This window comes from Zhenhengia sp. (assembly GCF_046966505.1).
Classification (GTDB): Bacteria; Bacillota; Clostridia; order Lachnospirales; family Cellulosilyticaceae; genus Zhenhengia; species Zhenhengia yiwuensis.
This window is the reverse complement of record NZ_JBKVCH010000013.1, coordinates 64,821-83,948: the sequence shown is the minus strand read 5'-3', so window position 1 is coordinate 83,948 and position 19,128 is coordinate 64,821. Positions and strand designations below refer to the sequence as shown.

The following is a 19,128-nucleotide window of genomic DNA, read 5'->3' as shown; positions in this document are numbered from 1 at the left end:
GGAGAAAAGCCTTTTTATACTGCCTATAAGCAGCATTAGGTATAAAGCCTTTGCTATAGGGTACAAAGGTTTTATTAGAAACTTTTGGCTTTGAGGAAGTCAAGGTATAGCTCTTAATTTTACTGTAGTTAATATTTGAGTAAATAATATAAATATCAGTAAAATCCACATTATTATGTGTATTTACGATTAATTCTGTGTATAAGTCATCCTTAAAAGAAAAAAGGTTGAGGATAACTCCAGCCAAAACCAGAAAAAAAATAAAAATTTTCTTTTTCATATTACCAATCCTTATCTGGATTAAAGCCGTAAATTTGTAAAGTTTCAAGATATGGGCTACGTCCTATATCTCCAGGGGAAACAAAAATACCACCAGAACTATCAAGGTCAATACCAAACTGATTGAAGGTATGCCATACAATATGTGAACAATGTGTGCTAGATGGAACAGGCTTATTATTTTTCATAGCTAAAATATTATAAGGAATACCTTGCATATTTTCAGCAGCATAGCGTGCAATTTCATCTAATTGATCTTGGTCAGTATCTTTAAGACGCATCATCTTAAAAGTTGGATATAAAGTCCACTTAGAAGCATTTTGTTCCATGCTTACGGTAAATGGTTCTAAGGATTCCAGCACTTTACCACGTACTTTGTCAATAACGATACCAGCATGGCCGTGGCGCCAGTTATAAGTATAAGTAGATTTAGTGAGGAAGATATAGCCGTTATCATAAGGTGCTAGTTCAAAGGCTGCAACTTGTTTGCCTGTTTCATCTTGGACAACATCGATATTAGTTACAGGAGTCATGGCTGTCTTGACAATACGAGGAGAGTTAAGATACTTGGTTTGGAAGCGGAGAATAGTCTCTTCAAAATCTGGTTCTTTTTTTAGTATATCAATCATAGGAGCAGCAAGGCCGGTTTGATGATACAAAGTATTATAATCTTCTTCCGAGAAGCTCGTTTGTTTAAGAATAGGCATAAGGTCTACATACGCTACTTCAGGCACAAAAAACATATTACTTCTTGCATGAAAGCCTAATAAGATATAAATAAGTATAGCAATACCTAAAATACTGCCAACTATTATAAATGATCGTTTTAATTTTTTCATAAAGGAGCCTCCTTATTACATTATCCACATTATAGCAAAGGATTATTGTACAAGAAAGTAGGACTTCCCTATTTAATAAAAAACTAGAAAAATACAAGTGAAGCATATAGAATAAAAAAAAGATAATGATGCAAACGAGGTGAGCAGATGATTAAGCTAATTATTTCTGACTTAGATGGAACACTAGCGGATAACAAGGGGCAAATACCAGAAGAAGCCTTTACTGTTATAGAGGATTTAGAGAAGAAGAATATTCATTTTGCTGTAGCTACGGGAAGACAATGTGCTACAGTAGAGAATGACTTTAAATCTGTTTTAGATAAAATTTATGTTATTGCAGATAATGGAGCACTTATTAAACATAAAGGTAAATGTGTCGGTGTGACTTACTTAGAGCAGGAGAAAGCTAGAGAGGTTATAGAAGAAGTTAAAAGGCTAGAAAATATAGAGATGATTATTTCATGTGAAGATACTGCTTATAAAATAACAAAAGATAAGGCTTTTCATGAAGAGGTTTCTAAATATTATTATAGCTTAAGTTATGTACAGGACCAAAGTCTTATTGAGGCATCCATTATTAAGCTAGCACTTTATAATAAAGATGGTATTACAAAGGAGTTTGAAACTTGGCTTAGGAAAAAGTGGGGAGAAGATTTCTCCATTACTGTATCAGGGCGTAATTGGGTAGATATTGGAAGCCTATATACAAGCAAGGGCATGGCTGTTAAAATGCTAAAAGAGCAGTTAATAATTGAAAAAGAAAACTGCATGGCCTTCGGAGATTACTTCAATGATGTATCTATGCTTGCTGAAGTAGAGGAGAGTTATGTTATGGAGCATGCACCAGAGGAAATGAAAGCTTATGGCAAATATAGTTTAGATGAGGGGAGTGTACTTAAAGTTATTAAAGAGAGGTGCTTATGAAATTTTAAGAAGAATATGTAATCATTAGAAGTAGTATGGGACAAGTTTGCGGCCGCATATAATACTCCAAAAAGGAGTGATCCACATGACTTACAAGACGCACATTATAGGTGGAGTGGCCCTGGCCATAGCCATTAATGAATATCTTATTCCTATAGAAGGAATAGAATTAGTTTATTATTATGGAAGTGCTATAGTGGGTTCGCTTTTACCAGATTTAGATCATCCTAAAAGCTGGATTAGTAGCAAGACCGTTATATTGCATTATCCTTTTCGGAAACTAGGGCATAGGAAAGCTACACATAGTTTATTTGCTGCCATACTTTTATGGGCAGTACTCACACTACCTTTTGGTATAAACTTCGTGGCATTAGGGAGTTTGTTAGGATACCTATCACATTTAATATTAGATATGCTTAATCCAACAGGAGTTCCCTTACTTTATCCTTTTACTAAGGAAAAATATAAAATAGGAAAGATGCACACAGGAGATACAGGAGAATATATTGTTACCGTATTACTAATTATTATAAGTGTAGTAATGATTAGGATATAAATAAAAGGTGAGGACAACTGTCCTCACCTTTTATTTGCAATAAGCGGCTTTAACCTGTTCGAGTTTAGAGGTTGCGCCTTGAAGTAATAAGTCAGCAATGGCAAGAGCAGCCATTGCTTCTACGACCACAACTGCACGTGCTACTACTGTAGGGTCATGGCGCCCTTCAATAGCAATATCTACGTTTTCTAAATGTGTATTGATCGTATGTTGAGTTTGTGCAATAGATGGTGTTGGTTTGAAGTGAGCACGTAGTACAATAGGACTACCGTCAGAAAGACCACCTAGTATACCACCTGAATGATTAGTACGTTTATGTATAGATGGAGTAGTCTTATAATGTGTGCCAACAAAACCGTGCGATTCATGACCATTTTCGCCATATTGAGGAGCTGTGTGAGTATAGAATGCATCGTTGTACTCTGAACCCTTCATCTGAGCAGAGGCGATGCCAGAACCTACTTCAAAAGCTTTAACGGCATTAATACTCATAATGGCTTGTCCTAAAATGGCATCAAGTCTATCAAAAACAGGTTCTCCGATACCTACAGGCATACCTGTAATTTGGCATTCAATAACGCCACCAATAGAGTCTTTTTCAGTTTTCATTTGCCCGATATAATTTATAGCCTCCTCAGCTTTTACCGCATGAGGCATAGAGAGAAGGTTATTAGAAATTTCATTAAGATTCATTTCTTCATCAGATACAGAGATAGGGCCTAAAGCCTTAGTGTACGCTTTAAAATGAATTCCCATTTCCTCTAAAAAGCGCATAGCAATGCTACCGGCAGCTACTCTAGCTGCTGTTTCGCGAGCTGAGGAACGTCCACCACCACGATAATCACGGTTGCCGTATTTCATACTATAAGGGTAATCGGCATGAGAAGGACGATAGATGTCTTTAATTGCATCGTAGTTGTGAGAGCGGTGATCAGTATTGCGAATCATAAGGCAAATAGGGGTACCTGTTGTTTTACCCTCAAAGAGGCCAGATAAAATTTCTACGTCATCATCTTCTTTGCGAGAGGTAGCGATTTTAGCGTTACCTGGTTTTCTTCTTACCATATTCTTCATAATATCTTCCTTTGAAAGAGGTATATTAGAAGGGCAGCCATCTATAATGACACCTATAGCAGGGCCGTGGGATTCACCAAAAGTGGAAATTGTAAAATGTTTGCCAAATATTGAACCAGACATAAATTAAGCCTCCTTATTAGATTTTTCTTAATTGTATCAAATGATGTAATTATATTCAATAAGACCGTTTAAAAGTATAGAAAAATGACAAAAATACAGGATAGAATTCTTGTAATCATCGTCTTTTTCTTGTAAACTGTATGATAGTATATGACAGATAGGAGACCTAATTAAAATGTACGAATTACTAAAAGTAGAAGGACGCGCGAAACGTGGTAGATTCCATACTGTGCATGGAACAATTGAAACACCTGTATTCATGAATGTAGCAACAGTAGCTGCCATTAAAGGGGCATTAAGCGCGGATGACCTTCATAATATTAATACACAAGTAGCTTTATCCAATACGTACCACTTGCATTTAAGACCTGGTGACAAGGTGATTAAAGAGCTTGGTGGTCTTCATAAATTCATGGTTTGGGACAAGCCGATTCTTACAGATTCAGGTGGGTTCCAAGTATTTTCTTTAGCGGCTATGCGTAAGATTAAAGAAGAAGGCGTGTACTTCTCATCTCATATTGATGGACGCAAAATTTTTATGGGACCAGAAGAGAGTATGCAAATTCAGTCAAACATTGCTTCAACCATTGCTATGGCCTTTGATGAATGTCCACCAGCACTTGCTGATAGGGAATATATTATTCCTTCCGTAGAACGTACTACAAGATGGCTTAAACGTTGTATGGCAGAAATGAATCGTTTAAACAGCCTAGAGGATACAATTAATAAAAAACAAATGCTCTTTGGTATTAACCAAGGTGGTATTTTACCAGATATACGTATTGAACATGCTAAAGTTATTCGTGAGTTTGACCTTCCAGGTTATGCTGTAGGTGGACTTGCAGTAGGTGAGAGCCATGAAGATATGTACAATGTATTAGAGGCAGTTGTACCCTACTTACCACAAAATAAACCAACTTATTTAATGGGTGTTGGTACACCAGAAAATATTTTAGAAGCTGTTGATCGCGGGATTGATTTCTTTGACTGCGTGCTTCCAGCACGTAACGGACGTCATGGGCATGTTTATACAAACCACGGTAAGATGAATCTTTTCAATCAAAAATTCGAAAAAGATATGAGTCCAATTAGTGAGGAGTGTGGATGTCCAACCTGTCAGAAATATAGTAGAGCATATATCAGACACCTTCTTAAAGCCAAAGAGATGCTTGGTATGAGACTTTGTGTTATTCACAACCTTTACTATTTCAACAACTTAATGACTGAAATTCGAGATGCATTAGACAAAGGTGAATTTGCTAAATACAAGAAAATGCGTCTAGAAGGATATAAACAAAATAACAATTAATGGAGGAGACTATTATGGCACCAACAGCTTCAACAGGCGGAATGCTTATGTCAACAGTACTTTATCTTGGATTTTTCTTCGTAATTATGTACTTCTTAATCATTCGTCCACAAAAGAAAAGAGACAAACAAGTTGCAGACATGCAAAGCTCTATTAAAGTAGGCGATGAAGTTTTATTAAACACAGGAATTTATGGTAAAGTTGTAGACATTATCAACGACTTATTTATCATTGAACTTGGTCTTAACAAAAGTGTTCGTATTCCAGTTAAACAAGTAGCGGTAGCGGCAGTAGCAGCGCCAAACCTTACTATTGCAAAAGCATCTGAACCAGTAGATGATGAAGATGAATACGAAGATGACGAATATGAAGACGGTGAATACGAAGACGAGGATGAGGAATAATCATCCTCGTCTTTTTCTTAAGGAGGATAGAGATGTTAGAGAACAATAGGATGGTACAAGCATCTTATGAAGGGAATAAGCCCAGCTTAGCTTCTATCATTATGATGCCTTTTTTATTTACGCTAACTTTGTCTATAGGTAATGTAGTAAGCGAACTCATAGGCTCATTATTGTTTAATAATCTAGAAGAGAGCTTATTTAGGATATATATGCAGTATTTTCAATATGCAGCATCTTTTGCATTAGCAGGAGCCGTTGTAGCACTATTCATGTGCAAGGTACAAGGGAAAAACTGGAGAAGTATAGGCTTATTTAAAGAGAAAGCGGTAGTAAGTTATTTTAAAGGAGCAGGTATAGCCTTTTTAGGAATAGTAGCGATTATTAGCTTTTTACAATTTAAAGGAGAACTTACGATTAGTGCTATTCCAATTAATAGAGGCGTTCACTTATTTGGTATTATTTTAATCATTTTAATAGCTTGGATTATTCAAGGGGCGGCAGAAGAACTGTTTCTAAGGGGCTTTATGTTTCAGGCTATTACAGTACGCTATGACGTTTATAAAGGGATTATTATACCAGCTATTGTTTTTGCACTTCTACACTTAGGCAATAATGGTATTAATGCCATTAGTTTAATTAACATTCTTTTATGTGGTTTAGCCCTTATGTTGTTAGTATTAAAAGATGGTAATCTATGGGGAGCCTTTGGGTTCCATACGGCATGGAATTTATTACAAGGGAATGTATTTGGGATTTCTATAAGCGGTAATACGATGGACGTAAGTCTCTTTAAGACAGTTATACAAACGGATACAATTTGGTCAGGAGGAGCCTTTGGACTTGAAGGGAGCCTACTTACTACTTTATTTTTTATCCTTGCTAGTCTGGTGTTAGTAAGACAATTAAGTAAACATAATAGATAAAGATTTCTTTATAAAAAGTTCTTAATTTATTAGACAGTGCGTCATAGTTTGTTAAAATATCCAAGGCATAATAATACGTGAAGAGAAGATATGTAGCAGAAATCTTCCCTAACAATCGACGCTACATACTCACTCTAAATTAAAATCTCCCCATATTATTATCCCTTTTTCAGTTTGTATAAAAATATAAACGGAAGCAAGAAAGGCGCCCTCCCCAAGGCGCCTTTTTTGGTTTTTAAATGGGGGATAAGTAAGTCTATTAAATACATACTATATTCTTTATTTTTGTGAGAAAGATCTTAAAGTAACTTATTGAAAAATATTAGTGTGTTTTGAAATAAAAATCGGAATATTGTAAACTTATAGGTTAAAAAGGAATAGTATATAGTGTTAGTATATAATAAGAGAGGGGTTTATTAATGAGAAAAGATTGTTATTATGATGACTATGATTATGATTACGAAAGTAGAAATTGTTGCTCTCAAGTGAAAGATGTTGATATCCGACTTACTAGATTAGAACAGCGACAAGAACAATTCCAAGCTCAAATTCAAGCTCAGTTACAAGAAATGGAACAAAGGCAAGAACAATTCCAGGCTCAAGTTCAAGCTCAACTTCAGGCCCAAGCCCAACTTCAAGCTCAACTTCAGGCACAATTACAAGCAGTTGAGCAGAATCAAGCTCAGCTCCAAGCTCAACTCAATGCTCAGGCCCAACTTCAAGCCCAGCTTCAGAACCAATTACAAGCAGTTGAGCAGAATCAAGCTCAACTCCAAGCTCAACTTAATGCCCAGGCTCAACTTCAGGCACAGCTTACTGCTCAGGCTCAAGCTCAGCTTCAGGGGCAAGCAACTTCACAAAATGATACAGAAAGAACTAGTATAAGCACCCCAAGTACTAGCAAAGTAGATAATAACTTTGTAATTCGTATTAATGTTGGTGGTTCAAAATCTAATGCAGATCCTGATACCGATGTAACTCCTGTGCAAGTAGGGATACCGGTTCAAGTATCCGAAACGAGTGTGAAACAGGAGCAGGAGAAATAAGAACAGGTGGTACAGCTGAACAAGGCAAAGATAAAAGTCTGATCTAGTAAAATTTTGATAATCTAGTTAATGACACAAATATAAGAAGAAGTATATAAGAATTGTATAAAATATAAACAGAAGAAATCAAGGCGCCTCCCTAAGGCGCCTTTTTTGGTGTGTGTAAATAGCAGATTTAACATAGATTTAACATAAGCCAAATATGTTTTGAACATTAGGGTTCTATCCTATGCTTGTAAATTAAATAAGGGGGCAATAAAAAATGAAAAATAAATTATTTAGAATATTAGGTATAACAGTACTCGGAATGGCAATGTTAACAGGATGTGCATCAGGTGCAGGTAATGCAGCTGCAAATGCGGGCAACGTAGCAGACGGATCAGCTCCTGCAAAAACAGAAAGCAGCAAAATTGTAGCAGTTGGTTCTACGACAGTAGCAGTGCCAATGGAAGAGTTAGCAAATAAATATAAAGAAATTGAGCCGAATGTAGTTGTTGAAGTACAAGGTGTAGGTTCATCAGCAGGTGTTAAAGCGGCAGCAGATGGGACTGCAGATATAGGTATGGTTTCACGTGAACTTAAAGATTCAGAGCAAAGTGATGACCTTGAAGTAACAACAATTGCATACGATGGTATTGCTATAGTAGTTAACCCAGCAAATGGCGTAGAAAACTTAACAAGTGAACAAGTTAAAGGTATCTTTGAAGGTACAATTACTAACTGGAGTGAAGTTGGTGGTGCTGATGCAGATATCATCGTTGTAACACGTGAAGATGGTTCAGGTACACGTAGTGCATTTGAAGAAATTCTCGGTCTTCAACAAGAAATCGATGGTAAAAAAGTATCTTCAATCTCTCAAGGTGCACTTGTAGCAGAAGGTAATGGTACAATCAAAGCAACAGTAGCTTCTAAAGAAGGTTCAATAGGTTTCGTATCATTAGGTTTCATTGATGACACAGTTAAAGCAATCAGTGTAAATGATGTTATGCCAACAGTTGAAACAGTTAAAAATGGTGAGTACAGTGTTTCTAGACCACTTCTTGTTATTACACATAAAGATGGTACACAAACAACAAAAGACTTCTTAGAGTTCATCTTAGGTGATGAAGGTCAAGAAATTGTAAGTGAAAAATATATCTCAGTAAAATAAGACCTTTGTAGTAATAGACCTTGCAAAGAGAGAGATAAGGTGATCAAATATGGATAAAGTAATGAAGAAAGTATTCTGGTGTTTTGCAGCACTGACTATGACAGTGGTTGCATTTATGGGAGTCTATATTATAGCTAACGGGCTCCCTTTTTTTAAACATACAAGCTTATGGGCATTTTTAACAGGCAAGAACTGGATGCCATCAGGTGAGATTTTTGGGATATTCCCAATGCTTGTAGCAAGTTTATACGGTACAATAGGCGCTATGGTTATTGCAATCATTGTAGGTGTGAGTACAGCCATCGTTCTAGTGGAGCTCCTACCAGCTAAACTTGCAGCATTATTATCAGCAGCAGTAGATTTGCTGGCTGGTATTCCTTCAGTTATTTATGGTTTCTGGGGACTGATGGTAGTTGTACCACTTATCAATGATCTTTGGGGTGGTAAAGGAGCAGGAAGTAGTTTGCTTGCTGTAATCTTTATTTTAGCCCTTATGGTACTACCAACTGTTATTCGTATGACAGAAGTAAGTTTAAGAGCTGTACCAAATGAATATAAAGAAGGTGCCCTTGCATTGGGATCAAGTAGACTTCAATATATTTTCAAAGTACAGCTTAAAGCGGCAAGTTCAGGAACACTTGCTGGAATTATTTTAGCCATTGGGCGTGCTCTTGGGGAAACAATGGCAGTTATTTTAGTAGCAGGTAATACAGCATTACTCCCACAAAGTATTACTGACCCAGTTAGAACGCTTACAGCTAATATTGCTATAGAAATGGGCTATGCATCAGGTGTCCATCAACAGGCACTTTTTGCAACAGGTATGGTTTTATTTGTTCTCATTATTGCTATTAACTTAGCAATGCACATGCTTAATACTCGTACAGAAAGGAGAGAACGCCGTGAAAGCAAAGGAAAAAATACTCTATAGTCTCTTAGGAATTATTGCCTTTTCAACTTTTGGCATGCTGATTTGGATTTTATCTTATATCTTTATTAAAGGCATTGGAAATGTGGATTTAATAGGCCTTATGCCAGCTATCATTACAACAATATATATGGTTGTAATTGGTTTAGTTATAGCTGTACCAATCGGGATGGGAACAGCCATTTACCTTAATGAGTATGCCAAACCATCTAAGTTTGTAAAAGGTATTAGATTTTCAACAGAATGTTTAGCGGCGGTCCCTTCAATTCTATTCGGATTATTCGGCATGATGTTCTTCGTTACACAACTTAAACTTGGTTATTCCATCTTAGCAGGTGGACTTACAGTAGCTCTTATGATACTTCCAACAGTTGTAAAAACAACAGAGGAAGCTTTAAAGACAGTGCCACTTAGTTATAGAGAAGGGTCTCTTGCATTAGGGGCCTCTAAATTTTCAACTATTATGAAAGTTGTTTTACCAAGTGCAGTACCTGGTATTTTAACAGGAATTGTATTTAGTACAGGGCGTATTATTGGTGAAACGGCTGCAATTTACTTAACAGCAGGTATGGTATTTAGAGTACCAGGAAATGTAATGGAATCAGGTAGAACTTTATCAGTTCACCTTTATATGTTAGCTAAAGAAGGTATTTCATTAGAGCAGGCTTATGGTACAGCCATAGTTTTATTAATGGTAGTACTTGGACTTAACCTATTAACTTATGTGATCGGAAGGAAGATGAAAAATGGCAAATAAAATCATTAAAGCACGTGACTTATCCTTTTACTATGGTGATTTTAAAGCTTTAAAAAACATAAATATAGATGTAGTTAAAAATGAAGTTTTAGCATTTATTGGACCATCAGGATGTGGAAAATCTACTTTTTTACGTATTTTAAATCGTATGAGTGACTTAGTGGAAGGCACAAAAGTAGAAGGTAGCATTACTTATAATGAGCGAGATATTTTCAGTATGGATCCTATTGAACTTAGAAAAGGAGTAGGGATGGTATTCCAAAAACCAAATCCTTTCCCAATGAGTATTTATGATAATATTGCTTACGGACCACGTATGCAAGGTATTAAAAAGAAAGCAGACCTTGATGCTATTGTAGAAGACAGTTTAAAAAAGGCTGCGATTTGGGATGAAGTTAAAGATAAGCTTAAAAAGAATGCTATTAGCCTTTCTGGTGGACAACAGCAACGTATTTGCATTGCAAGAAGTATTGCTATGAATCCAGAAATTTTACTGATGGATGAACCAACTTCTGCACTTGATCCTATTTCAACACTAAAAATAGAAGACCTTATTAATGAACTTAAAAAGCAATATACAATCGTTATTGTTACCCATAATATGCAGCAGGCAGCACGTATTTCTGACCGTACAGCATTCTTCTTATTAGGAGAATTAGTAGAAGTAGGCCCAACAGATAAATTATTTGACCAACCGGAAGATAAACGTACAGAAGACTACATTACTGGAAGATTCGGCTAAGGAGGATTAGGGAGATGTCACCAAGAAGAGTATTTGAAAAAGAATTAGAAGAATTAAGACTCGATGTTATTAAAATGGGCAGTGAAGTTGAAAGACTTGTAGGTGAAGCGATTGAAGCTGTTACGACACAAAACAAAGAACTTGCTCAAAAGATTATTGACAATGATGATAAAATCGATGCTATGGAAATTGAGATTGAAAAGAAATGCATTAGCCTTATTGCACATCAGCAACCTATAGCTAGAGACTTACGCCTTATTATGTGTATTCTAAAAAGTGTAACAGATATGGAGCGTATAGGAGACCACTGTGAAGATATTTGTACATATAGCTTAAAATTAGAAGATGGCACATGGGATAAGGAAGTAGCATATAAACGACATATTGAAAGAATGGCACAAAACGTAAGAAAAATGCTCATTAAAACATTAGATAGTTACGTACAAAAAGATGCAGACCAAATTCGTGAGATTTGTTCCTACGATGACCAAATTGATGAAGAGTTTACAAAAATCTTTAAAGAAATTGTACTTGAAATGAGTAACAAACAAGAGTTTGCACCAAGTGGAGCAGCATACCTTATGATTATTAAATATCTTGAGCGTATTGCTGACCATACTACTAATATTGCAGAATGGCTTATTTATAATTTGACAGGCGAATATAGTAAATAAGAAGAAGGCTTTTATAGCCTTCTTTTTTTGTGGGAAAAATTAACTCATAAAACATAAATAAATATGAAACTTTTTCGAGGAAAAATAACTCTAATAGATAGATAACACATTAGACATAAAAATATGATTAAAATATGGGAGGAATATTAAATGAAATACAAAAAAATATTTATAGGAGTGCTTATGCTTCTAGGTAGCACTATGATGGTTATGTCAGGATGTAGCAGTAAGTCTGAAGAAAAAAATGAAGAGGTACTTACTTATTCAAATTTAGTGGATGAGGAAGGCAAGCAAGAAGTAGAAGAGTATTTGCTTGAGAGAGGAGTACCAGCACAATCTATGAAGGTATTTAGGGATTGGGTTAATGATTACAATGAACATATTGATGCAAAAGAAAACTTAAAAAAAGGATTTCAGACTATTTCCACAGCACAGGCAGACTACAAAGAAATAGATTTTGAACTACGTGAGAATGAAGAAGGCATACCATATTCTGAAATAAACTGTAGATTAACTGCTTTTTTACTCTTTAAAGACTTTGTAAGTATTACTCATCCTATAGAAGCAGCAGATAATTATCTAATGTTTGATGTAGAGGCCATGGAGCAATATCCATTAATGGCATTTGATAAAGGGGATGAAAGTAAATTCATAACTTTATTTAATCCTGTAGTTGTAGAAGATACTACAGATAAAGATAAACATATAAAAAGTATTAGTGAAGAATGGCAAAATAGAGGAATTTCCTTTGAAGAAGTAGAAGGAATTTCTCTGCTGAACTTATGGATGCATGATCCTTATGAGCAAAAAAGATTTGTAGGGCATAGTGGTATATTAGTTAGTTTAGAGGAAAGTTTTATATTCATTGAAAAATATTCAGCAAGCAACCCTTTCCAGGTTTCTAAATTTAATGAAAAGCAAGAAGTAATAGATTATCTTTTAAGTAGAGAGGATATCTACGGTGATGATAGTGAGTCAGATATTATCATTACAGAAAATGAGAAAGTCGTTTATTAATAGAAAAATAAAAGAAGCAGACTGCTTATTTCAAGTAGCCTGCTTCTCTTATTTTTATTCTTCAATAGTTGTATCTTCCGTACCAGTAGCATCATCAGAAGTAACATTTTCTGATATGACATCTTCAGTAGCCTCTTCTTCTTGAAGAGCTTCTTCGTTAGGTGTTTCTTCTTTAAGAGATTCACCATCAGCAGTTTCTTCAGTAATAGCTTCAAGAAGAGGTACTTCGTAGGACGTTGTAAGAACAGCATCTTTATTATCTGATAAAGCGATTTTTATAGCGTCCATAAGTATACTGGTAGATGCGGAAATAGTGCTTGTTTCAGGCAAATCAAGAGATTGTGTTGAAGTAACGTAGTCGTTTACAAAAGGAATACTCTCATTAAGGTCTTTGTAAAGAGTTCTTTCTGTTTCATCAAATCCATCTAATGAAATAGATTTGATCTGTTTGTCCTTAACTTCAACAACTAAATCCATGTCTGCATCTGTAAAAGCAATATTCGCTATGTACATACCGTCTTCATAGCTGTCATCTGGTGCAAAGGTCGCAGTAGTATCATCACTTGACAGCATAAATACTGAGAAGGCTACAACTGCAACAACTAGCATAATAAATGGAATCTTGAGGTCTTTTAATTTGAAGACCAAAAATTTAGGATGAGACATTATTACCCTCCTTTTTAATATATAAGATGTCCTATTACATATATATGGAATAAGGGACAAATATATGTCTTTTAATTAAATGAAATTTATACTATGCACAAGGGGGGAAAATAGCACGTATAGTATTAGTAGAAGGGAAGAAGTTTAGCAGGAGGGGATTCTTATGAGAGCGTCTAGACAATGTTTAAGAAGGTTACATGATGAGCTAAGAGAAGTCATATGCCCAGAGCGTGAGATTAGGGGGATTTTTATTGATGAAAGAACGAAAAAGCATATTAGAAGACGCCATCCTTATACGTATAAACTTTACTTTGATAAGTTAGTGGAGGTGCTTAGGGAACCAGATTATATAGGAATAGATGGGCTTGCAACGGGACGATTTGAACTTGTGAAATGGTACAAAGATCCTTTACTAGTTGCACTCAAAATAGATGAACAATATAGAGTATTTGTTTCAAGTATGTATATTATCGAACCAGGTCGAATTAAGAAACGTATAGAATACGGTACATTAAAAGGTATTGAAATTCATAAGGTTGAACATAAAAAGAATAAATTGCATATAGAGATTAAATAGAAAATAAAAGGAGGTATTTCGAACAATATTTATGACTGGATAGTGAAATGTTCGAAAAAACTATTGACCTCCTCTTAGTTCTAATGTATGATACAGATATAAGAAACTTACAACGTGCTCTATATTACAAAAATAAGAGGGGGATTTATTGTGGAGAAATTTTTTAAACTTAAAGAAAACAAGACCACAGTTAAAACAGAAATTCTAGCTGGTATTACAACCTTTATGACAATGGCTTATATATTAGCTGTTAACCCAGATATATTAAGTGCAGCGGGTATGAATAAACACGGTGTGTTTGTAGCGACAGTACTTGCTTCTGTCATAGCAACAGTAGTAATGGCTTTTGTGGCTAACTATCCATTTGCATTAGCGCCAGGTATGGGACTTAATGCATTCTTTGCTTTTACAGTATGCGGTGTAATGGGATATTCATGGCAGTTTGCATTATTTGCAGTATTTATAGAAGGTATTATCTTTTTAATCCTTACAGCATTCAATGTGCGTGAAGCGTTATTCAATGCTATTCCACAATGTATGAAATACTCAGTAAGTGCTGGGATTGGTTTATTCATTGCTTTCCTTGGGTTCAAAGGGGCAGGAGTAATTGTAACAAATCCTGACACATTTTTAGCACTTGGGGATATGACATCACCACAAGCTGTGCTTTGTATGGTAGGTGTAATTCTTATCGTAGTACTTATGAAGCGTAATGTGACAGGTGCAGTATTAATTGGTATCGTAGCAACATATCTTTTAGGCATTGTAGCAGAGCTTACAGGATGGTATGTAGTAAATCCTGATGCAGGTGTTTACTCACTTATTCCAAACTTTGCGGGGGCAGAAGGATTATTTGGTGGACTTAGTGAAGTAGCATTCAAATTCCCAGCAATGAGCGAGGTATTTGGAAGTGTGGAAAGCATTCTTACTTTTGCTACTGTAGTATTCTCATTCTTATTTGTAGATTTATTTGATACATTAGGTACACTTATTGGTGTAGCAACAAAAGCTGACTACTTAGATGAAAATGGTCAACTTCCACGAGTTAAAGAAGCCCTTTTTGCTGATGCAGTAGGGACAACAGCAGGGGCACTTCTTGGAACTTCAACAGTTACGACTTTTGTTGAAAGTAGCGCAGGAGTTATCGCAGGCGGACGTACAGGTCTTACATCACTTTCAACAGCAGTTTGCTTTGGATTAGCACTTTTTGCAGCACCAATCTTCATTGCTATTCCATCTTTTGCAACAGCGCCAGCACTTATTGTAGTAGGGATTTTAATGCTTGAAAGTATTGTAAAAGTAAACTTTGAAGATATTACTGAAGCATTACCAGCATTCTTAACACTTGCTATGATGCCATTTACAGCAAGTATTTCAGAAGGTATCGTATTTGGTGGTATCTCTTATGTAGCAGTAAAAGTGTTAACAGGTAAAGCTAAAGATGTAAGTATTGTAATGTACATTATGGCACTACTTTTTGTACTTAAACTTATTGCCTAATACAGATTCTATTGTTTTAAACATTTACTATAAGGTTCTTATATGACTGACGGATAAGCAGAATTAACTGCAAGGAGTATAAGAATGTAAGCCGACCGTCTGGGCACTCTACTATTACGGTAGAAGCCTGGACGGTCTTTTTTATTCCATAAAATAGATTATTTTATTATAAAACCTAAAAGGAGAGAGAAAAATGAGAGCATTAATTAGTGTTTCAGACAAAACGGGGATTGTAGAATTTGCGAAAGAACTCATAAGCTTAGGTGTACAAATTATTTCTACAGGGGGAACATATAATACACTTAAAAATGAAGGACTTAATATAATCGGAATTTCAGAAGTAACAGGTTTTCCAGAATGCTTAGATGGCAGAGTAAAAACGCTTCATCCAGCTATTCATGCAGGTATTCTTAACATTCGTGAGAATGAAGAACATCAAAAACAAATGCAGGAACTTGGCCTGTCTAATATTGACCTTGTTGTAGTAAATCTTTATCCATTTAAACAAACAATACTTAAAGAAGACGTTAAATTAGAAGAAGCTATTGAAAATATCGATATCGGTGGACCAACAATGCTTCGTTCAGCAGCTAAAAACAATCATGATGTAAGCGTTATTGTAGACCCAGCAGACTATACTGTTGTTCTTGATGAGCTTAAAGCAAGTGGCAAAGTAAGTACAGATACTAACTTCTACTTAGCAACAAAAGTATTTGAACATACTGCAAACTATGACACAATGATTGCTAATTACTTAAGAGTACAAAGAGGCGATTATAGCTTACCAAATACGCTTACAATGTCTTATGAAAAAGTACAAGATATGCGTTATGGTGAAAATCCTCACCAAGTAGCAGCTTTCTATAAAGAAGTAGGTAAAACAAAAGGTACACTTGCAGATGCTATTCAGCTTAATGGGAAAGAGCTTTCATATAATAATATTAATGATGCAAATGGGGCATTGGAATTACTTCGTGAGTTCAGTGAACCAGCAGTAGTAGCTGTAAAACATGCTAACCCATGTGGTGTAGGTGTAGGGGCTAATGTACTTGAAGCTTACCAAAAAGCTTATGAAGCAGATCCAGTATCAATCTTTGGTGGTATTATTGTAACAAACCAAATTATTGACAAAGAAACAGCACTTGAAATGACTAAGATTTTCTTCGAGATTGTTATTGCGCCAGATTATACTGATGAAGCATTAGAAATATTTAAAACTAAGAAGAACCTTCGTGTCCTTAAACTAGACAATATTACTTACTTCGACCCACATGCACTTACAATGAAAAAAGTAGATGGTGGACTTATCGTACAACAAAAAGATTTAGAACTTTTAGTAGAAGAAGATCTTAAGGTAGTAACAGATCGTGAGCCATCAGAAAAAGAGATGGAAGATTTACGTTTTGCGTGGAAGCTTGTAAAACATGTTAAATCAAATGGCATTGCATTAGCTAAAAATGGAATGTCAGTAGGTCTTGGCGGTGGTCAAACTAACCGTATATGGGCGACAAACCAAGCTATTGAACATGGAATTGAATTCTTAGGAGAAGAAGGTGTAAAAGGTAGTGTTCTTGCATCAGATGCTTTCTTCCCATTTGATGATTGTGTAAAAGCAGCAGCTGCTGCTGGTATTACAGCTATTATTCAACCAGGTGGTTCAATCCGTGATGAAGATTCCATTAAAGCATGTAATGAAGCAGGTATTGCTATGGTCTTTACGGGAATGAGACATTTTAAACATTAAGAAAAAGAACTCCTTAAAGAGAGAAACTTTAAGGAGTTCTTTTTGGAAGATAATTGGTTAAAAATGGGAAAATTATAAAAATATACTTTAATTTTTATTTGATTCATGATAGAATAATCTTAAAGTTGTTTATTTTGTAAGGGGGGAGACCATGGACATTGATGCTAGAATGAATGATATTTCAAATGCTCTAAAAGAGCTGAAAAACTATACAGATATTGAAGGTTTTGTAACAGACTTGGAATATCATGTAGGTCAATTATCCTATTTTTATGATGAGCTCACACCAAAGCAGACGGGTGATCCATCAACTACTTTTTATAGGCCTAAGCATATACCAAAAGTACACCAGATTGCATATTTTAACTTAACAAGGGGATTTCCAAAGGAACTTTATGGTGGGCATTGGTGCTATGTGTTTAAGTATTTTAAGAGTAAGTTTGTAGTAATTCCAACGACATCTGTGAAAGCAGATTCATTACCACCTGACCCAGAATTTCAATTAGATATTGCAGTAAATAACTTTAAGAATGGCATGCTTACAAGACTTCAGCTTAGTGATATGCGCACAGTAGATATACAACGTTTATATTGTGGAAAAGGATTTTATGACGTTATTACAGATAGAGAATATATTGTGCAAAGCGTAAATAAGATGCTATTAGATAAGTAAATAGGGGATAATATAAAAAGATGGATAGGTAGCAGCGATAATATATTGCAGTTACCTTTTTTTTATAAGAAATGAGGCAGTCCATAAAGAGGGCTGCCTCATTTCTTATGCTTATTCCGCTAGAAGGTCTATAATATAGTGTATAGAACCTGAAGGATGTATACGGTTTACACGAACTGTGTAAGTGGATTCATATTCCGTTAAAGAATCATCTGACTTAAATGAAAGGCTATAGGCATCATGAACCATCTCGTTAGTACGATCTGAACTAATAAGTGTAAACGGCTGAAAGTACTTATCATCTTTTAGTCCATATGTGTTACGATAATATTCATATAAGGCTCTCATAAGGGTTGCATCAAAGCTTTTATGAAGATCCATTTGCGTTAGAGTTTTAGAAGGATAAAATGTAGCCCAGTACATAGGAGAGTCAATACGTGTATCCCCTATGTATAGAATAAGATTATCGCCCGAGAAACTTACCTTAAGGGGAAGCGTTATTGTATCTGCAAAGGTATTAGGGTAAGTATGTGTATTAATAACCCTAAAGCTTACTTTCATATTATTATAAGGAGAATACGTAACACGTGTTCTAATAAAGTCAGCAAGCTTTGCTTTATTGGTATTATCTAAAAAGCTTATATACTGTTTAGAAGATACTGCAGATGTAATAGCGGACTGAAGAACTTCTTCACTACTTAGATTAAGTAAATGTGCTGGCAGCCTCTCTAAGTTATAAAAAGAATCAATAAAGCGGTGTTCTTGTGGATCATCCATATTACGAGAATAAGGGGTAGGGATATTTAGAAAAATTTCCTGAGTATTAGAGTTTGTTTTAAGAGAATAGCCTAAGGAACTTAATAATTCAATAGGTATATAAAGTTTATCGTCTAAAATAAATGGACTAACTGAAAAAGTATAGCTTTTACCTTCTAGGTTAAAGGACAGCTTATTTGGAGCAAATAGGACATCTTTACCTTGGACAGAGAGGGTATAAGTACCTTTGTGTTCTGTAAGGGTACCAAAAGTAATTTCAGCAAGTTCATCAGCTGTTATGTACAGCATATCATTTTTTTGAATAAGTGGAGATTCTAAGTTGTATAAGATATTGTTGACTTTAAGTGAATAAGTTGTAGATGCTTGAAGTGTTGTTGTGGATAAAAATATAAAGAAGAAAACAAGCATTTTAACTAAATTTTTCATAATCCACCTCCTTGGTAGAT

20 protein-coding genes and 1 riboswitch are annotated in these 19,128 nt (G+C 35.3%); of the genes, 16 read left to right on the top strand and 4 right to left on the bottom strand.

Going from position 1 to position 19,128, the window contains the following annotated elements; all coding sequences use genetic code 11:
* Positions 1–281: 281 nt before the first annotated feature.
* Positions 282–1,118, bottom strand: coding sequence for a hypothetical protein (locus ACLTBU_RS13645; RefSeq protein WP_320650115.1), 837 nt, complete (start codon positions 1,116–1,118; stop codon positions 282–284).
* A gap of 147 nt (positions 1,119–1,265) precedes the next feature.
* Between ACLTBU_RS13645 and ACLTBU_RS13640 the strand changes: the two genes are divergently transcribed.
* Together ACLTBU_RS13640 and ACLTBU_RS13635 are read left to right on the top strand one after the other, a co-directional pair.
* Positions 1,266–2,042, top strand: a complete 777-nt coding sequence (locus ACLTBU_RS13640; protein ID WP_412219447.1) for an HAD family hydrolase — start codon at positions 1,266–1,268, stop codon at positions 2,040–2,042.
* Positions 2,043–2,127: 85 nt separating this feature from the next.
* Positions 2,128–2,598, top strand: coding sequence for a metal-dependent hydrolase (locus ACLTBU_RS13635; RefSeq protein ID WP_177668435.1), 471 nt, complete (start codon positions 2,128–2,130; stop codon positions 2,596–2,598).
* A 30-nt stretch (positions 2,599–2,628) separates the two neighbouring features.
* Here the strand turns inward: ACLTBU_RS13635 and aroC are convergent, their stop codons facing one another.
* Complete coding sequence (gene aroC / locus ACLTBU_RS13630; protein WP_249333490.1) at positions 2,629–3,795, bottom strand: chorismate synthase; 1,167 nt, start codon at positions 3,793–3,795, stop codon at positions 2,629–2,631.
* Positions 3,796–3,970: 175 nt separating this feature from the next.
* On the opposite strand from aroC, the gene tgt reads away from it, so the two are divergent.
* From tgt to ACLTBU_RS13580, 10 genes are all read left to right on the top strand, one after another.
* Entirely contained in the window at positions 3,971–5,104 is a 1,134-nt protein-coding gene (tgt, locus tag ACLTBU_RS13625; RefSeq protein WP_177668431.1) for a tRNA guanosine(34) transglycosylase Tgt, read from the top strand.
* Positions 5,105–5,118: 14 nt separating this feature from the next.
* Positions 5,119–5,508: a preprotein translocase subunit YajC gene (gene yajC / locus ACLTBU_RS13620; RefSeq protein WP_249333488.1), complete on the top strand. Its 390-nt coding sequence runs from the start codon at positions 5,119–5,121 to the stop codon at positions 5,506–5,508.
* A 32-nt stretch (positions 5,509–5,540) separates the two neighbouring features.
* Positions 5,541–6,431 carry a CPBP family intramembrane glutamic endopeptidase gene (locus tag ACLTBU_RS13615; RefSeq protein WP_412219445.1) on the top strand — a complete coding sequence of 297 codons (891 nt, stop codon included), beginning with the start codon at positions 5,541–5,543 and terminating at the stop codon, positions 6,429–6,431.
* Positions 6,432–6,850: 419 nt separating this feature from the next.
* A complete protein-coding gene (locus tag ACLTBU_RS13610) occupies positions 6,851–7,477 on the top strand; it encodes a hypothetical protein (RefSeq protein WP_412219443.1) in 627 nt (208 codons plus the stop codon).
* A gap of 262 nt (positions 7,478–7,739) precedes the next feature.
* Entirely contained in the window at positions 7,740–8,627 is an 888-nt protein-coding gene (locus ACLTBU_RS13605) for a phosphate ABC transporter substrate-binding protein PstS family protein (protein WP_412219442.1), read from the top strand.
* 49 nt (positions 8,628–8,676) lie between these two features.
* Positions 8,677–9,558: a phosphate ABC transporter permease subunit PstC gene (pstC, locus tag ACLTBU_RS13600; RefSeq protein WP_177668421.1), complete on the top strand. Its 882-nt coding sequence runs from the start codon at positions 8,677–8,679 to the stop codon at positions 9,556–9,558.
* Positions 9,530–10,312, top strand: coding sequence for a phosphate ABC transporter permease PstA (gene pstA, locus ACLTBU_RS13595; protein ID WP_337529577.1), 783 nt, complete (start codon positions 9,530–9,532; stop codon positions 10,310–10,312). The genes pstC and pstA overlap by 29 nt, the downstream gene beginning before the upstream one ends.
* A complete protein-coding gene (pstB, locus tag ACLTBU_RS13590) occupies positions 10,302–11,054 on the top strand; it encodes a phosphate ABC transporter ATP-binding protein PstB (RefSeq protein WP_412219440.1) in 753 nt (250 codons plus the stop codon). Before pstA ends, pstB begins: the two co-directional genes overlap by 11 nt.
* Before the next feature lie 14 nt (positions 11,055–11,068).
* A complete protein-coding gene (gene phoU, locus ACLTBU_RS13585; RefSeq protein WP_177668417.1) occupies positions 11,069–11,728 on the top strand; it encodes a phosphate signaling complex protein PhoU in 660 nt (219 codons plus the stop codon).
* A gap of 150 nt (positions 11,729–11,878) precedes the next feature.
* Positions 11,879–12,745 (top strand): DUF4300 family protein, encoded by an 867-nt coding sequence (locus ACLTBU_RS13580; protein WP_412219438.1) that lies wholly within the window; start codon positions 11,879–11,881, stop codon positions 12,743–12,745.
* A 54-nt stretch (positions 12,746–12,799) separates the two neighbouring features.
* Here ACLTBU_RS13580 and ACLTBU_RS13575 read toward each other — a convergent pair whose 3' ends face one another.
* Positions 12,800–13,411: a hypothetical protein gene (locus tag ACLTBU_RS13575; RefSeq protein ID WP_412219436.1), complete on the bottom strand. Its 612-nt coding sequence runs from the start codon at positions 13,409–13,411 to the stop codon at positions 12,800–12,802.
* Between the two features lie 163 nt (positions 13,412–13,574).
* Here ACLTBU_RS13575 and ACLTBU_RS13570 point away from each other — a divergent pair, with 163 nt between their 5' ends.
* The 4 genes from ACLTBU_RS13570 to ACLTBU_RS13555 all read left to right on the top strand — a co-directional run bounded on the left by ACLTBU_RS13570 (position 13,575) and on the right by ACLTBU_RS13555 (position 17,905).
* Positions 13,575–13,988, top strand: a complete 414-nt coding sequence (locus tag ACLTBU_RS13570; protein ID WP_412219435.1) for a hypothetical protein — start codon at positions 13,575–13,577, stop codon at positions 13,986–13,988.
* Between the two features lie 147 nt (positions 13,989–14,135).
* Positions 14,136–15,488, top strand: a complete 1,353-nt coding sequence (locus tag ACLTBU_RS13565) for an NCS2 family permease (protein ID WP_412219470.1) — start codon at positions 14,136–14,138, stop codon at positions 15,486–15,488.
* A 32-nt stretch (positions 15,489–15,520) separates the two neighbouring features.
* Positions 15,521–15,600, top strand: a riboswitch (ZMP/ZTP riboswitch).
* Between the two features lie 81 nt (positions 15,601–15,681).
* On the top strand, positions 15,682–17,232 hold the full coding sequence (gene purH / locus ACLTBU_RS13560; protein ID WP_177669003.1) for a bifunctional phosphoribosylaminoimidazolecarboxamide formyltransferase/IMP cyclohydrolase: 1,551 nt from the start codon (positions 15,682–15,684) through the stop codon (positions 17,230–17,232).
* Positions 17,233–17,383: 151 nt separating this feature from the next.
* Positions 17,384–17,905: a hypothetical protein gene (locus ACLTBU_RS13555; RefSeq protein ID WP_177669001.1), complete on the top strand. Its 522-nt coding sequence runs from the start codon at positions 17,384–17,386 to the stop codon at positions 17,903–17,905.
* Positions 17,906–18,016: 111 nt separating this feature from the next.
* On the opposite strand, the gene ACLTBU_RS13550 is transcribed toward ACLTBU_RS13555, so the two are convergent.
* Positions 18,017–19,108 carry a stalk domain-containing protein gene (locus tag ACLTBU_RS13550; protein ID WP_412219433.1) on the bottom strand — a complete coding sequence of 364 codons (1,092 nt, stop codon included), beginning with the start codon at positions 19,106–19,108 and terminating at the stop codon, positions 18,017–18,019.
* Between the last annotated feature and the right edge of the window lie 20 nt (positions 19,109–19,128).

Bases quoted from the DNA above. Each gene is read 5' to 3' on its own strand.
- aroC (WP_249333490.1), bottom strand. From the start codon at position 3,795: ATGTCTGGTTCAATATTTGGCAAACATTTTACAATTTCCACTTTTGGT.
- purH (WP_177669003.1), top strand. From the start codon at position 15,682: ATGAGAGCATTAATTAGTGTTTCAGACAAAACGGGGATTGTAGAATTT.
- ACLTBU_RS13635 (WP_177668435.1), top strand. From the start codon at position 2,128: ATGACTTACAAGACGCACATTATAGGTGGAGTGGCCCTGGCCATAGCC.
- ACLTBU_RS13570 (WP_412219435.1), top strand. From the start codon at position 13,575: ATGAGAGCGTCTAGACAATGTTTAAGAAGGTTACATGATGAGCTAAGA.
- ACLTBU_RS13640 (WP_412219447.1), top strand. From the start codon at position 1,266: ATGATTAAGCTAATTATTTCTGACTTAGATGGAACACTAGCGGATAAC.
- ACLTBU_RS13645 (WP_320650115.1), bottom strand. From the start codon at position 1,118: ATGAAAAAATTAAAACGATCATTTATAATAGTTGGCAGTATTTTAGGT.
- ACLTBU_RS13550 (WP_412219433.1), bottom strand. From the start codon at position 19,108: ATGAAAAATTTAGTTAAAATGCTTGTTTTCTTCTTTATATTTTTATCC.
- pstB (WP_412219440.1), top strand. From the start codon at position 10,302: ATGGCAAATAAAATCATTAAAGCACGTGACTTATCCTTTTACTATGGT.
- ACLTBU_RS13610 (WP_412219443.1), top strand. From the start codon at position 6,851: ATGAGAAAAGATTGTTATTATGATGACTATGATTATGATTACGAAAGT.
- pstC (WP_177668421.1), top strand. From the start codon at position 8,677: ATGGATAAAGTAATGAAGAAAGTATTCTGGTGTTTTGCAGCACTGACT.
- ACLTBU_RS13580 (WP_412219438.1), top strand. From the start codon at position 11,879: ATGAAATACAAAAAAATATTTATAGGAGTGCTTATGCTTCTAGGTAGC.
- ACLTBU_RS13575 (WP_412219436.1), bottom strand. From the start codon at position 13,411: ATGTCTCATCCTAAATTTTTGGTCTTCAAATTAAAAGACCTCAAGATT.
- ACLTBU_RS13605 (WP_412219442.1), top strand. From the start codon at position 7,740: ATGAAAAATAAATTATTTAGAATATTAGGTATAACAGTACTCGGAATG.
- phoU (WP_177668417.1), top strand. From the start codon at position 11,069: ATGTCACCAAGAAGAGTATTTGAAAAAGAATTAGAAGAATTAAGACTC.
- yajC (WP_249333488.1), top strand. From the start codon at position 5,119: ATGGCACCAACAGCTTCAACAGGCGGAATGCTTATGTCAACAGTACTT.
- ACLTBU_RS13615 (WP_412219445.1), top strand. From the start codon at position 5,541: ATGTTAGAGAACAATAGGATGGTACAAGCATCTTATGAAGGGAATAAG.
- tgt (WP_177668431.1), top strand. From the start codon at position 3,971: ATGTACGAATTACTAAAAGTAGAAGGACGCGCGAAACGTGGTAGATTC.
- ACLTBU_RS13555 (WP_177669001.1), top strand. From the start codon at position 17,384: ATGGACATTGATGCTAGAATGAATGATATTTCAAATGCTCTAAAAGAG.